General features: G+C 69.3%; 15 protein-coding genes. 9 read left to right on the plus strand and 6 right to left on the minus strand.

What is annotated here, in order from left to right:
- Positions 1-8: 8 nt before the first annotated feature.
- A complete protein-coding gene (locus tag ABSY19_RS20035) occupies positions 9-818 on the minus strand; it encodes an NAD-dependent epimerase/dehydratase family protein (RefSeq protein WP_382155227.1) in 810 nt (269 codons plus the stop codon).
- A gap of 141 nt (positions 819-959) precedes the next feature.
- On the opposite strand from ABSY19_RS20035, the gene ABSY19_RS20040 reads away from it, so the two are divergent.
- The 6 genes from ABSY19_RS20040 (at position 960) to egtD (ending at position 6,917) form a co-directional block, all read left to right on the plus strand.
- A complete protein-coding gene (locus ABSY19_RS20040) occupies positions 960-1,730 on the plus strand; it encodes a FadR/GntR family transcriptional regulator (RefSeq protein ID WP_382155230.1) in 771 nt (256 codons plus the stop codon).
- The gene (locus ABSY19_RS20045) at positions 1,727-2,695 is read left to right on the plus strand and encodes a DMT family transporter (RefSeq protein WP_382155232.1); all 969 of its coding nucleotides are present in this window, start codon (positions 1,727-1,729) and stop codon (positions 2,693-2,695) included. Before ABSY19_RS20040 ends, ABSY19_RS20045 begins: the two co-directional genes overlap by 4 nt.
- Before the next feature lie 82 nt (positions 2,696-2,777).
- Positions 2,778-3,365 carry an NnrU family protein gene (locus ABSY19_RS20050; RefSeq protein WP_382155235.1) on the plus strand — a complete coding sequence of 196 codons (588 nt, stop codon included), beginning with the start codon at positions 2,778-2,780 and terminating at the stop codon, positions 3,363-3,365.
- A 73-nt stretch (positions 3,366-3,438) separates the two neighbouring features.
- Complete coding sequence (locus ABSY19_RS20055; RefSeq protein WP_382155238.1) at positions 3,439-4,572, plus strand: PQQ-dependent sugar dehydrogenase; 1,134 nt, start codon at positions 3,439-3,441, stop codon at positions 4,570-4,572.
- Positions 4,573-4,576: 4 nt separating this feature from the next.
- Positions 4,577-5,905: an ergothioneine biosynthesis protein EgtB gene (egtB, locus tag ABSY19_RS20060; protein WP_382155241.1), complete on the plus strand. Its 1,329-nt coding sequence runs from the start codon at positions 4,577-4,579 to the stop codon at positions 5,903-5,905.
- A 10-nt stretch (positions 5,906-5,915) separates the two neighbouring features.
- Entirely contained in the window at positions 5,916-6,917 is a 1,002-nt protein-coding gene (gene egtD / locus ABSY19_RS20065; RefSeq protein ID WP_382155244.1) for an L-histidine N(alpha)-methyltransferase, read from the plus strand.
- 6 nt (positions 6,918-6,923) lie between these two features.
- On the opposite strand, the gene ABSY19_RS20070 is transcribed toward egtD, so the two are convergent.
- Entirely contained in the window at positions 6,924-8,363 is a 1,440-nt protein-coding gene (locus tag ABSY19_RS20070) for a homoserine dehydrogenase (RefSeq protein WP_382155247.1), read from the minus strand.
- A 14-nt stretch (positions 8,364-8,377) separates the two neighbouring features.
- Here ABSY19_RS20070 and selD point away from each other — a divergent pair, with 14 nt between their 5' ends.
- The 3 genes from selD to ABSY19_RS20085 are packed head-to-tail and all read left to right on the plus strand — an operon-like array spanning position 8,378 to position 10,572.
- Positions 8,378-9,454 carry a selenide, water dikinase SelD gene (gene selD, locus ABSY19_RS20075; RefSeq protein ID WP_382155250.1) on the plus strand — a complete coding sequence of 359 codons (1,077 nt, stop codon included), beginning with the start codon at positions 8,378-8,380 and terminating at the stop codon, positions 9,452-9,454.
- Between the two features lie 21 nt (positions 9,455-9,475).
- Entirely contained in the window at positions 9,476-9,859 is a 384-nt protein-coding gene (locus ABSY19_RS20080) for a RidA family protein (RefSeq protein WP_382155253.1), read from the plus strand.
- Between the two features lie 5 nt (positions 9,860-9,864).
- On the plus strand, positions 9,865-10,572 hold the full coding sequence (locus tag ABSY19_RS20085) for a haloacid dehalogenase type II (protein WP_382155256.1): 708 nt from the start codon (positions 9,865-9,867) through the stop codon (positions 10,570-10,572).
- A gap of 4 nt (positions 10,573-10,576) precedes the next feature.
- Here ABSY19_RS20085 and ABSY19_RS20090 read toward each other — a convergent pair whose 3' ends face one another.
- The 4 genes from ABSY19_RS20090 to ABSY19_RS20105 all read right to left on the minus strand — a co-directional run bounded on the left by ABSY19_RS20090 (position 10,577) and on the right by ABSY19_RS20105 (position 13,779).
- The gene (locus tag ABSY19_RS20090) at positions 10,577-11,365 is read right to left on the minus strand and encodes a DUF4399 domain-containing protein (protein WP_382155259.1); all 789 of its coding nucleotides are present in this window, start codon (positions 11,363-11,365) and stop codon (positions 10,577-10,579) included.
- A 107-nt stretch (positions 11,366-11,472) separates the two neighbouring features.
- Positions 11,473-12,615: an FAD-dependent oxidoreductase gene (locus ABSY19_RS20095; protein ID WP_382155262.1), complete on the minus strand. Its 1,143-nt coding sequence runs from the start codon at positions 12,613-12,615 to the stop codon at positions 11,473-11,475.
- A 7-nt stretch (positions 12,616-12,622) separates the two neighbouring features.
- Positions 12,623-12,943 (minus strand): hypothetical protein, encoded by a 321-nt coding sequence (locus ABSY19_RS20100; RefSeq protein ID WP_382155265.1) that lies wholly within the window; start codon positions 12,941-12,943, stop codon positions 12,623-12,625.
- Positions 12,940-13,779: an undecaprenyl-diphosphate phosphatase gene (locus tag ABSY19_RS20105; RefSeq protein WP_382155268.1), complete on the minus strand. Its 840-nt coding sequence runs from the start codon at positions 13,777-13,779 to the stop codon at positions 12,940-12,942. Before ABSY19_RS20105 ends, ABSY19_RS20100 begins: the two co-directional genes overlap by 4 nt.
- Positions 13,780-13,797 lie beyond the last annotated feature (18 nt).

Raw genomic sequence — 13,797 nt, forward strand, 5'->3', positions numbered from 1 at the left:
CGTGCCGTTCAGAACGGGCCGGCCTTGACGAAGCCGCCGCCCTGGTAGATCGCGGCGGGGTCGTTCAGGTCGGGCGCGCTGGTGCGCGCGAAGACGGCCTCGCGGAACACGTCCGAGGTGTCCCGGGGCACGTAGCCCACGTGGCGCGCGCGGCTGTTGTCCCACCAGGTCACGGCGTTGTCCGACATGCCGAACACGATGCTGTGGCCCAGCACCGGCGTGCTCAGGCAGGCGCTGATGAGGCGGTGCAGGTCGTCGAAGCTCAGCCAGGTGGCGAGCATGCGGCGGTCCTTGGGTTCGGGGAACGAGGAGCCGATGCGCACGCAGGCGGTCTCGATGCCGTGGCGGTCGTAGTACAGGCGCGCCAGGTCCTCGCCGAAAGCCTTGCTCAGGCCGTAGAAGCCGTCGGGCCGGGCCGGGTGGTCGGCGTGGATGGTCTCGCTTTGCTTGTAGAAGCCGGTCACGTGGTTGGAGCTGGCGAACACGATGCGCTTGACGCCGTGCCGCCGCGCGGCCTCGTACAGGTGGTACGCGCCCAGGATGTTGGCCTGCAGGATGGCGGCGAAGGGCGCCTCCACCGAGATGCCGCCCATGTGCACGATGGCGTCGCAGCCGCTCACCATGGCGTCGACCTCTTCCGCGTTGGCCAGGTCGGCCAGCGCGACTTCCTCGCCGGCCTGTGCCGCGCCCAGGTCGGCGCGGTCCGAGAGGCGCAGCACTTCGCAATTGCGCTTGAGGCGCTCGCGCAGGGCGGTGCCCAGGCCGCCGGCGGCGCCGGTGAGCAGCAGGCGGTGGTGGGTTTTGAGAATGACGTCCATGGTGTGTGCGGTCTTGTCTCGAAGGGCTTGGACTTTCGCGAGGGGTTTGCTACAGTCCGGCCATCTTGTTGTCTGTTGTCGGTTGTCAGACAACTTGGGCGAATTGTGTGAACGCCACAATGGCGTGTCAAGGAAAAAACAATGCTCCCCGTGAAAACCCTAGGAGACGAGGCGATGCCGATGGCAGCGCCGCCACCGCGCCCCCGCCGGCAGCGCGGCCTGGTGCCCGAGATCGTCGATACGCTGACGGCCGACGTGCGCGAAGGCCGCCTTCAGACGGGCGACAAGCTGGCCACCGAATCCGAGCTGATGGCCCGTTTCGCGGTCAGCCGCACCGTGGTGCGCGAGGCCATCTCGCGCCTGCAGGCCTCGGGCCAGGTGGAGACGCGCCACGGCATCGGCACCTTCGTGATGGCCCCGCCCGAGCAGAGCAACTTCCGCGTCGCGCCCGAGGACTTCGCCACCGTGGCCGACGTCATCTCGCTGCTGGAGCTGCGCATCAGCCTGGAGAGCGAGGCCGCGAGCCTGGCCGCGCAGCGCCGCGACGACAGCCACCTGCAGAACATGGCCGCCGCGCTCGCGGCCTTCGAGGCCTCCATCGACGACGTCTCCGACGCCGTGCCCTCGGACTTCCAGTTCCACATGGAAGTGGCGCGCGCCACCGGCAACCGCCACTTCGCCGACCTCATGACCTACCTGGGCACGATGATCATTCCGCGCACCCGCCTCAATACCGCCAGCAGCGCGCCCGAAGGCCGCCTGGCCTACCTGCGGCGCGTGCACGGCGAGCACCAGAGCATCTACAACGCGATCCGCCTGCGTGAGCCCGAGGCCGCTCGCCAGGCCATGCGCCTGCACCTCTCCAACAGCCGCGAACGCCTGCGCCGCGCCCAACCCGACAGCCCGGCATGACGGACCGCCTCGGCGGCGCGGCCTTCTTCAGCCGGCCGCGCAACGTGGTGCTGCTCGCCACCCTGTGCTGCCTGCTCTGGGGCAGCGCCTACCCGGCCATCAAGAGCGGCTATGCGCTGCTGTCCATCGGCCGCGACGACACGGCCTCGCAACTCGTGTTCGCGGGCTGGCGCTTCCTGCTCGCCGGCGTGCTGCTGCTCGGCATCGCGCGCGCCATCGGGCGGCCGGTGTTCGCGCTGCCGCGCGCCAGCATCGGGCGCATCGCCTTGCTCGGGCTGGCGCAGACCTCGCTGCAATACGTGTTCTTCTACGTCGGCCTGGCCCACACCACCGGCGTCAAGGCGTCCATCCTCAACGCCACCGGCACCTTCTTCAGCGTGCTGCTGGCGCATTTCATCTACCACAACGACCGGCTGGATCACCGCAAGGCACTGGGCTGCCTGGTGGGCTTCGCGGGCGTGATGGCGGTGAACCTGCGGAGCGGTGGCCAGGGGCTGGATGCTGGTTTCACGCTGCTGGGCGAGGGCTTCATCGTCATCGCGGCCTTCGTGCTCTCGGCCGCGAGCATTTACGGCAAGCGGCTGTCGCAGCGGATCGACGCCATGGTCATGACCGGCTACCAGCTGGCCATCGGCGGCCTGGCGCTGCTGCTGGCGGGCCACGCCTTCGGCGGCGCACTGCACGGCATGTCGCTCGCGCCGGCCGTGCTGCTGCTCTACATGGCCGTGCTCTCGGCGGTGGCCTTCGCGCTGTGGGCCGCGCTGCTGAAATACAACCGCGTCGGCATGGTCTCGGTGTTCAACTTCCTCATTCCGGTGTTCGGCGCGCTGCTCTCCGCGCTGTTCCTGGGCGAGCAGATCCTGGCCTGGCGCAATGCCGTGGCCCTGCTGCTGGTGTGCGGCGGCATCTGGCTCGTCACCACCGACCGGCGCCCACCGCCCGGCGCCACCACCCCGGCGGGTTGACCGCCGCGCCAGCGGCGCTACAGTGCCCTTTCGCCAACGCGGCGCCGGGTGGTCTGGTGCCGCACCAGCCAAAGGGGTTGTCATGACGTGGTTGATCATCGGCCTGGTGTTGTTCCTGGGTGTGCACTCGGTGTCCATCGTCTCGCCGCAAGGCCGCCATGCCCTGGCCGGGCGCATCGGCGAGGGCGGCTACAAGGGCGCGTACGCGCTGGTCTCCTTCGTCGGTCTGGCGCTGATCGTCTGGGGTTACGGCCTCGCGCGCCAGGCCCCGGTGCTGCTCTACACGCCGCCCACCGGCCTGCGCCACCTGGCGCTGCTGCTGATGCTGCCGGTGTTCGTGCTGCTGTTCGCGGCCTACCTGCCCGGGCGCATCCAGCGCGCGGCCAAACACCCCATGCTGCTGGCCGTGAAGTGCTGGGCGTTGGCCCACCTGCTGGCCAATGGCACGCTGGCCGATGTGCTGCTGTTCGGCGGCTTTCTGGCCTGGGCCGTGGCCGACCGCATCTCGGTCAAGCGCCGCGCGGCCGCCGGCCTGCTGCGCAGCCCGCCCGCGCTGCCCGGCAGCACGGCCAACGACGCGATCGCCCTGGTCGGCGGGCTGGTGGTCTACCTTCTCCTCGTGTTCTGGGCCCACGCCTGGCTGTTCGGCGTGCGCCCCATGGGCGGCTGACGGGGAACCCTGAGCGGTTCGCGCGCACCAACCGCCTTGCCGCCTCTTTTTCCGCCATCCCTTCCACACCATCATGACCCGTCCCTTCACCGCCCCCCTGCTGCCTCTGTGCGCCCTCCTGGGCACGCTGCTTGCCCCTGCCGCGCATGCGCAAGCCCCCGCTGTCACCACCGAAGTCGTCGCGCGCGGCCTGCACAACCCCTGGGCGGTGGCCTTCATCGGCGAGGGCCGCATGCTGGTGACCGAGCGGCCCGGCCGCATGCGCGTGATTGGCACCGATGGCCGCGTGGGTGAGCCCCTGAAGGGCGTGCCCGACGTGGACGCGGTGGGGCAGGGCGGCCTGCTCGACCTGGTGACCGACCGCGACTTCGCGCGCAACCGCACGGTGCACTTCTGCTACGCCGAGCCCGGCGCGATGGGCATGCGCAACTCCACCGCGCTGGCCTCGGCGCGCCTCTCGGCCGATGCCCGGTCGCTGGAGAACGTGAAAGTCATCTTCAGCCAGCAACCCAAGGTGAGCAGCCGGCTGCACTTCGGCTGCCGCATCGCGCAGGCCGAGGACGGCAGCCTGTTCCTGGCCCTTGGTGACCGTTTCCAGCGCATGGCCGATGCGCAGACGCTGGACAACCACCATGGCAAGGTGGTGCGCGTGCGCCCCGATGGCCGCGCGCACCCCGACAACCCCTTCATCGGCCGCGCCGGCGCCCTGCCCGAGATCTGGAGCCTGGGCCACCGCAACGTGCAGGGCGCGGCGATCGGCCCCGATGGCCGCCTCTGGACCATCGAACACGGCCCGCAGGGCGGCGACGAACTCAACCGCACCGACGCCGGCAAGAACTACGGCTGGCCCGTCATCACCTACGGCGAGAACTACGGCGGCGGTCAGATCGGCGACGGCCTCACCAGCAAGGACGGCCTGGAGCAGCCACTGCTGTACTGGAAACCTTCCATCGCGCCCTCGGGCATGGCCTTCGTGAAAGGCGGCCCCTATGGCAAGGACTGGCAAGGCAACCTGCTGGTGGGCTCGCTCAAGTTCCAGTACCTCGTGCGCCTCGTGATGGACGGCGACCGCGTGGCGCGCGAAGAAAAACTGCTGCCCCAACTGGCCCAGCGCGTGCGCGACGTGCGCCAGGGTCCGGACGGCTTCATCTACCTCCTCACCGACGACCGCGACGGCCAGCTGTTGCGGCTCAAGCCCGGAAGCTGACACCATGAACCCCACGCCCCGACCGGTTGCTCCACAGCGTTCTTCCGACCCACGGCCCAACCGCGCGGGGCTCGCGCGCCACTACGCATCGGTGCGCGAACGCAGCCGCGCGCTGGCCGCGCCGCTCTCGCCCGAGGACTGCCAGGCCCAGTCCATGCCCGATGCCAGCCCGACCAAATGGCACCTCGCGCACGTCACGTGGTTCTTCGAGACCTTCGTGCTCGAACGCTTCGAGCAGGGCTTCAGGCCGTTCGACCCCGCGTTCCGCGTGCTCTTCAACAGCTACTACCAGGGCGTCGGCGAGCCCTTCTCGCGACCGCAGCGCGGCCTGCTCACGCGGCCCGACCTCGCCACCGTGTGGCAGTGGCGCGAGCAGGTGGACGCGCGCATCGCCCACCTCATCGAACACACCGACAGCGCGGACGCGCTGCGCCTGATCGAACTCGGCCTGCACCACGAGCAACAGCATCAGGAACTGCTGCTCACCGACGTGAAGCACCTGCTGTCCATCAACCCCTTGCGCCCGGTCTACCAGCGCCACTGGCCGCTGGTGTCGGTGACCACGGTGGCGCCGCGCTGGGTCGAGCAAGCCGGTGGCCTGGTCGAGATCGGCCACGCGGGCGAGGGCTTCGCATTCGACAACGAGCTGCCGCGCCATCGCCAGTGGCTGGAGCCTTACGCCCTCATGAACCGGCTGGTGACGCACGGCGAGTGGTGGGCCTTCGTGCAGGACGGTGGCTACACCGAGCCGCGCTGGTGGCTCGCCGCCGGCTGGGACTGGGTGCGGGCCCAGGGCCTGCGCGCACCGCTGTACTGGACGCTGCCGCCCGAAGCCTCGGCCACCTTGCCCACCGTGTTCACGTTGCACGGCGAAGCACCGCTGGACCCGCATACCCCGGTCACGCACATCAGCCACTTCGAAGCCGACGCCTTCGCGCGCTGGGCCGCCGCCACACACGCCGACTGGCGCGGCGCGCGCCTGCCCACCGAGGCCGAGTGGGAAGCGGCTGCGGCCGCGCTGCCCGTGCAGGGCAACCTGCAGGAAGGCCACGCGCTGCACCCGCTGCCCGCGCGCGCCGCCGGCGAGGGCCTGCTGCAGATGTACGGCGATGTGTGGGAATGGACCAGCAGCAGCTACAACGCCTACCCCGGCTACCAGCCCGCCGAAGGCGCGGTCGGCGAGTACAACGGCAAATTCATGATCAACCAGTACGTGCTGCGCGGCGGCTCGTGTGCCACGCCGACGTCGCACCTGCGCGACAGTTACCGCAATTTCTTCCCCACCGACGCGCGCTGGCAGTTCAGCGGCCTGCGGCTGGCGCGAAGCGCCTAGGAGACTTCCCATGCGATACATCGACCAGGCGCCGCACTTTGTCCAGTTGCACCACCCGCGCCCCGGCGCCACGCACCCGGAACTCATTGCCGGCCTGATGGCGACACCGGCGCGCATCGCGCCCAAGTTCTTCTACGACGCATTGGGCTCGCGCCTGTTCGATGCCATCACCGAACTGCCCGAGTACTACCCCACACGCACCGAGGCCGCCGTGTTCGCCGAGCATGGCGCCGACATGGCGCGCCACGTGCCCGAGGGCGCGGTGCTGGTCGATCTGGGCGCAGGCAGCTGCACCAAGGCCGCGCGCCTGTTTCCCGTGCTGCAGCCCTCGGCCTATGTGCCGGTGGACATCTCGGTGGACTACCTGCGCGACACGCTCGTGGCCCTGCAGCAGCGCCACGCCGACCTGCCCATGCTCGGCCTGGGCATGGACTTCTCCACGCGCTTCGCGCTGGGCGCCGACGCCACCACCTGGCTGAGCGAACGCGCATTGGCGCAGCAGCCGCGCGTGGTGTTCTACCCCGGCTCCAGCATCGGCAACTTCCTGCCCGACGAGGCCCTGGCCCTGCTGTGCCAGGCGCACGCGGTGTGCGAAGCCGGCGGCACCGGCGGCGGGCTGCTGATCGGCGTGGACCGCGTCAAACCGCGCGCCGTGCTCGAGCCGGCCTACGACGACGCGCTGGGCGTGACCGCGGCCTTCAACCGCAACCTGCTGCGGCACGTGAACCGCCTGCTCGCCGCCGACTTCGCACCCGCCGCGTGGCAGCACGTGGGGCTGTACAACGCGGACGAATCGCGCATCGAGATGCACCTGCAATCCATGGGCGCGCAGACCGTGCGCTGGCCCGGCGGCGAGCGCCGCTTCGCCGATGGCGAGCGCCTGCACACCGAGAATTCGTACAAGTGGATACCCGAGGATTTCGAGACGCTGCTGCGCGAAGCCGGCTTCGGCGCGCCCCGGCACTGGACGGACGCCAATGGGTGGTTCAGTGTGTTCTGGGCGCCGGCGTAGCGGAGGTCAATCCACCTCGCCCAAGACGGGGTGGATGACCACCGAGTGGCCCGGCCCCGCAGCTTCCTGCAGTTTGGGCAGCATGTTCCGCAGCTGGCGGCTGGTGGTCTTGTGGGTGATGGCAATCAAGTCGGTCTGTCCGCCATGCCCAACGTCCTGAAGCAACACATTGACTGAGACATCGGTGTCTGCCAGCACTTGGCTGACTTTGGCCAGCATGCCCGCTTGGTCATCCAATGTCAGCCGGATGTAGAACGCAGCCACATGCTCACGGCTGTAGTGCACGTTGCGGGTCGCGACATGGCTGCGGCGAAACCCCATGTTGAATGCGCCACCCGTGTTCGCAGAACCTCCGCGGTTGGCGAGTTCGATCAGGTCGGCCAGCACGGCGCTGGCGGTCTGACGTCCACCTGCCCCCGAGCCGTACAGGAAGGCCGTCCCCAGCAGGTCACCTTGTAGGGTGATGCCGTTCATGGCTTCGCCCACCTGAGCCAGCATCGATGCTATGGGGACCAGCGTTGGCCGCACGCTGACGAAGAGTCCGGAGGACGCCATCCTGGCCTGTGCGATCAGCTTGATCCGGTAACCCAGGCGTTGAGCAAACTGAATGTCCCGTTGATCGATGGCCTCGATACCTTGGAACTCCACCGCGCCGAAGTTGATTGGGACGCCGAAGCCCAATGAGGCCAGCAGCGTCAGTTTGTGTGCGGCGTCTTCGCCACTGACGTCGAGGGACGGGTTCGCCTCGGCATAGCCCTTGCGCTGGGCATCCGCGATGGCGGTGGCGAAGTCGACGCCGTGCTCGCTCATCTGCCACAGCACATAGTTGGAGGTACCGTTCAGAACGCCCGTGATCGATGAAATGCGGTTGGCCGCCGCCGACTCACGAAGGGTCTTGATGATGGGAATCGATACGGCGACGGCGCCCTCGAACAGCACGCTGCGTTCTACTTCGTCTGCCTTGCACAGGATCTCTTCGCCATGTTGGGCCAGCAAGGCCTTGTTGGCGGTGATGACGTGCTTGCGATTGGCCAGCGCTTGCAGCAAAAGCTGTCGAGCCAGCGCCACATCGCCCGTCAGTTCCAACACCACGTCCACGTCTACATCGTTGACGAGGGCCCAGCAATCGTTGGAGACGTGGCATCCTTGCGGCACCCGCCCTTGGGCACGTGCGGGCGAGCGTGTTGCGACGTGCACGAACTCGATAGGTGTTCGAACTTTGGACCGAATGAGATCCTCATTGCGCATGAAATGCTCGATCGTCGCGGCTGCGACGTTTCCAAATCCCAAGACAGCTGCTTTCATTAATTGCCTAGCGGTGATGTCGGCGAACGATTCCCTCGACTTGCCGTAGAAGTCTGGATATTCATCATTTGGTTCTCGGATTTCCTGCTGGACTGCATGGCGAAGGTGGAATCCGCCATCCGCATGTGTGGCGAGAAGCACGCACAATGGCGGGCATGACCACTCCCACCCTCTCATCCCCCCGCGCAGAACCCCGCCTCACCAGCCTCTCGCACGGTGGTGGCTGCGGCTGCAAGATCGCGCCCGGCGTGCTCAGCGACATCCTCAAGGGCACCAGCGCGATGCCCATTCCCAAGGAACTGCTGGTCGGCATCGAGACCGCCGACGACGCGGCGGTCTACCAGCTCAACGACGAGCAGGCGCTGATCGCCACCACCGATTTCTTCATGCCCATCGTCGACGACCCCTTCGACTTCGGGCGCATCGCCGCCACCAACGCCATCAGCGACGTGTACGCCATGGGCGGCACGCCCATCATGGCGCTGGCGCTGGTGGGCATGCCGATCAATGTGCTCTCCACCGAGACCATCGGCCGGATCCTGGCGGGTGGCCAGAGCGTGTGCCAGGCCGCCGGCATCCCGATCGCGGGTGGCCACACCATCGATTCCGTCGAGCCCATCTACGGCCTGGTCGCGCTGGGCCTGGTGCACCCGAAACGCGTCAAGCGCAACGCCGACGCGCGCGCGGGCGACCGCCTGGTGCTGGGCAAACCGCTGGGCGTGGGCGTGCTGTCGGCCGCGCTCAAGAAGGATGCGCTGCCGGCCGTGGGCTACGCGCAGATGATCGAGCACACCACCAAGCTCAACACCGCCGGCCCCGATCTCGCCGCGCTGGAGGGCGTGCACGCGCTCACCGATGTGACGGGCTTCGGCCTGGCCGGCCATGCGCTGGAGATGGCGCGCGGCTCGGCCACCACGGCGCGCGTGGACATGGCCCGCGTGCCGCTGATCGAAGGCGTGCGCGGCCTGGCCTCGGCCGGCATGGTCACGGGCGCCTCGGGGCGCAACTGGGCCGCCTACGGCCATGAGGTGCGGCTGGATGCCGGCCTGCAGCCGGTGGACCAGGCGCTGCTGAGCGACCCGCAGACGAGCGGCGGCCTGCTCGTGGCCTGCGCGCCCGAGGCCGTGGCCGACGTGCTGGCCGTGTTTCACCGCCACGGTTTTGGCGCGGCAGCCGAGATCGGCGAGGTCGTGGCGTCGAGCGCCGACGGCGCGCGCCTGCGGGTGGATTGAATGAACAAGGGACCTCACACCATGCAACGACAGCACATCAGCTCCGGCTCGCCCTTCGAGGAACAGATCGGCTACTCGCGCGCCGTGGTCGCGGGCGATTGGGTCTTCGTCTCGGGCACCACGGGTTTCGACTACGCCACCATGGGCATCTCGGACGACGTGGTGCAACAGGCCGAGCAGTGTTTCCTGAACATCCAGACCGCGCTGCAACAGGCCGGGGCGAGCCTGGACGACGTGGTGCGTGTCAACTACGTGCTGCCCGACGCCTCGCTGTTCGAGGCCTGCTGGCCGGTGCTGCGCAAGCACCTGGGCCGGGCACGGCCCGCGGCGATGATGGTGTCGGCCGGCCTGCTGGACCCGCGCATGAAGATCGAGGTCGAGGTCACGGCCCTCAAGGCGCGCTGAACACCATGTCCTCTTCGTCCACCACCACCCCCGTTCTCGTCTTCGATGTCTTCGGCACTGTGGTCGACTGGCACGGCAGCATCGTGCGCGAGGTGCAGGCGCTGTACCCGCAGATCGATGCCGATGCCTTCGCCACCGCCTGGCGGGCGGGCTACCAGCCCGCCATGCAGCGCGTGCGCTCGGGCGAGCTGGGCTGGACGCTGATCGACGACCTGCACCGCATGGTGCTGGAGGCGTTGCTGCCCCGCTTCGGCCTGACCCACCTGAGCGAGGCCGAGCGCGATCACCTCAACCGCGTGTGGCACCGGCTCGACCCCTGGCCTGATGCGGTGGCCGGGCTGCAGCGGCTGAAGGCATGCCACACCATCTGCACGCTGTCCAACGGCAATATCGGCTTGCTCACGAACATGGCCAAGCGCGCCGGTCTGCCCTGGGACTGCGTGCTGTCGGCCGAGGTGTTCCGCGCCTACAAGCCCGACCCGCGCGCCTACCTGGGGGCCGTGGCGGTGTTTCGCCTGCGGCCCGAGCAGGTGATGCTGGTGGCCGCGCACCACGACGACCTGACCGCCGCGCGCGCCTGCGGCCTGGCCACGGCCTATGTGGAACGACCACTGGAGTTCGGCGCCGCGCGGCCCAAGGACGTGTCGCCGGTGGCGGCCAACACCTGGCACGCCCGCGATTTCGGGCACCTGGCCGATCAGCTGGGCTGCTAGGGCCTTATTCGACGCGCACGCTGGCGCTGACCGCGTCGGTGAGCGCCTTGCCGGGTGCGATGTTGTCCAGCAGCTCCAGCTTGAGGCCGTAGCTGCCCGCTGGCGGCGAGAGCCAGACCTCGGTCTGCCCTTCGACGAAATCCATCACGACCGGGGCGCCCGATGCGGGCGAGATGGTCAGGCGGAAGTGCCCGGTCTCGGGCAGGCGCTGCGACTGGTGGGCCACGTTGAGCGACGAGGCGTGGAACTGCACCCGGAACGGCCGCTTGACCACCGGGCCCTCCAACTGCAGGGCCACGCCCTTGACCGACAGCGTCTTGGGATCGGTCGGGTTCTTCTTGGTCACCGTGATGGTGGCGGGCTTGCTGTAGACGAAGTGGGGCAGGTGGTTCTGGTCGGCCAGCAGCATGCGCAACGTGTAGGTGCCGGGCTCCAGGGTGAGCACGGTTTCCATCTGGCCCTTGCCGAAGTGGATGTACTGGTCGTTGAACGGCAGCGCTTCCTTGAAGTTCAGCGGCAGGTCGCGGTTGACGAGCAGGTGGTGGTGTCCGCTTTTGGCCCGGCCCGGTTGCGCGATGGGCGCCAGGCCCCAGCCGCCGGACAGGCCGAACTTGAGCAGGTAGGGCGTCTCGATGCGGTCGCCGTCCTTGAGATTGGTGAAGTAGGCCTCGGCCGTCAGTCGCGGCGGCGCGGCTTGCCAGGGGTGGGTCGTGCCGGGTGGGGTCTGCGCGAGGGCGGGCAGCACCGCGGCCACGGCGAGGAGGAGAGAGGCAAGTCGGGTGGAGGCGCGCATGGCGGGCGGATCGGTGGTGGGCGGGGACGCCGTCGCGAAGTCTATCCAATCCGGCCCATACCCGGGGGGGTGTGGGCATGGCCAGGCGCCGGGGCCTGGCGGGGCCGTCATCGACGTGTCACGCGGTGCTGTTCCAGAAAACCGCGGTCGATGCGGTCTTTCCAGCCCCAGACCCAGCCACCGGCCAGGGTCAGCGGCCCCCAGCTCGCGATGGCGTGGCCCGTGCCGCAGGCGAGCAGGGCCATGCGCGGGCGCGAGGGGGGCAGGGCGCGCGGCGCGGTGCCCTCGTGCGCGGCCAGCAGGTTGTGGGCCAATGCCGCGCCGGCGTGCATGTCGCCAGGCGCCCCATCCACGCGGGCGGCCACGCTGCCGGTGGCGAACACCTGAGGGTGGCTGGTGCTTTGCAGGGTCGGGCCGGTCGACACCTGCCCGCTTTCGTTGAGCGCCAGGCCGCTGGCGGGCAACCAGGTGGGGGTGCGCACGCCCATGGCCAGCAGCGGCACGTCGCAGGCCAGGCGGGCGCCATTGCCCAGGTGCACCTGGCCTTCGCTCATGCCCACGCAGGCCTCGCGCAGCACCGTGATGCCGCGGCGCCTGAGCTGGCGCAGCACGCGTTGCCGCACGCCGGGTGGCAGGTCGGTGCCGACCTCGTCACCCCCGGTGATGAGCGTGAAGCGGGCCCCCGGCAAGCCGTGTTCGCGGATGCCTTGTTCGGCCGCGAACACGAGTTCGATGCCATCGGCCTCGGCGCCCACGACGGCCACCGAGACGGCCTGTTGCTGCGCCAGTGCCATCACTTGGGGCCACAGCGCCACGAAGGCCTCCATGGGGCTCAGGTGCAGGGCATGGTGGTTGGCGCCCGGCATCTCGGCGTCGAGCCAGGCGCGGTCGGGCACGGTGCCGGTGTCGATGGACAGCAGGTCGTAGCCCAGCGTGGCCGGCACGCCTTGCGCGCCACCCGTGGCCGCGACCTGCACCTGCCGCGACGCCACATCGAGCCCGGTGCAGCGGCCCTGCAGCCAGCGCGCGCTGGCCGCGCGCACCAGCGGTTCGAGCGCGACGCGCCCTTCGTCCGCCGTGTGCTGGCCGGTCATGAAGCCGGGCAGGCAACCCTGGCCGGTGTGGTGCGCGAACGGTGTGAGCAGGATCACGTCCAGGTTGCCCGGGTGGTGCCGCGCCAGGCGCGCCAACACCTGCAGATGGGCCTGGCCGGCACCGAGCAACAGGAGTTTCTTGATGCCGTGGTGCATGGCTGCCTCAGACCACCAGCATGGCCGCGAACCAGGCGCAGCCGGCGAGCTTCACCGGTGCGGGGCGCCCGGGCGTGCGCCAGAGCGAGGCCAGCAGGAAACTGTTGTACGGCAGAGGGGCGAAATGCACCGCCAGGGCCCAGGCGATCGGCTGGCCTTGCGAGACCAGCATCAGCGCCGCGAAGCCCGTGCACAGGTTGATGACGCTGCCCACGGCGAGCATGTCGCGCCAGAACAGCGTGCGCCAGGCGACCTGGCCCTGCCAACGCCGGCCCCAGAACCCGGTCGTGGTGGGTGCTGGACCGGTCATGGGCAGGAGGGTGTTCAATGGGCGCTCAGGATGCCGGCGCCGAGCAGGCCGAAGACCAGCAGGCCCAGCGCGATGCGGTAGTACACGAAGGCCATGTAGCCGCGCGTGGACACCAGCTTGAGGAAGACCACGATCACGCCATAGCCCACGCCGAAGGCGATCAGCGTGGCCAGGGCGGTGGGGCCGGGCGCGACCGGGCTGCCGTGCTGCCAGCTGCGCAGCAGCTGGTAGAAGCCCGAGCCCATCACGGCGGGAATCGCCAGCAGGAACGAGTAGCGCGCGGCCGCTTCGCGCGTGTAGCCCATGAGCAGGCCGGCGGTGATGGTGCCGCCCGAGCGCGAGACACCGGGGATCAGCGCCATCGCCTGGGCCAGGCCGAACAGCAGGCCGTGGCCCCAGGTGAGCTGGCTCAGCGGGCGCTCGCGCCGGCCGTAGCGGTCGGCCGCGCCCAGGATGATGCCGAACACGATCAGCATGGTGGCCGTGATGTAGAGGTTTCGCAGCGAGCCTTCGATCGCGTCCTTGAACAGCAGGCCCAGCACCACGATGGGCACCGAGCCGATGATGATCAGCCAGCCCATGCGCGCGTCGGGGTCCTGGCGCTTCGCCGGTTGCGTGAGCGAGGCCCACCAGGCGAGGAAGATGCGCACGATGTCGTGCCGGAAGTACAGCAGCACGGCGGCTTCGGTGCCGATCTGGGTGATGGCGGTGAAGGCCGCGCCCGGGTCGCCGCCCGAGGGCAGCAGCGGGCCGATGATGCGCAGGTGCGCGCTCGACGAGATGGGCAGGAATTCGGTCAGGCCCTGGATCAGGCCCAGGAAGGCGGCTTCGAGCCAGGCGGTGGTGGGGCTCATGGGTGGGGCAGGCAATGC

This window comes from Hydrogenophaga sp. ANAO-22, from assembly GCF_042466645.1.
Taxonomy (GTDB): domain Bacteria; phylum Pseudomonadota; class Gammaproteobacteria; order Burkholderiales; family Burkholderiaceae_C; genus Hydrogenophaga.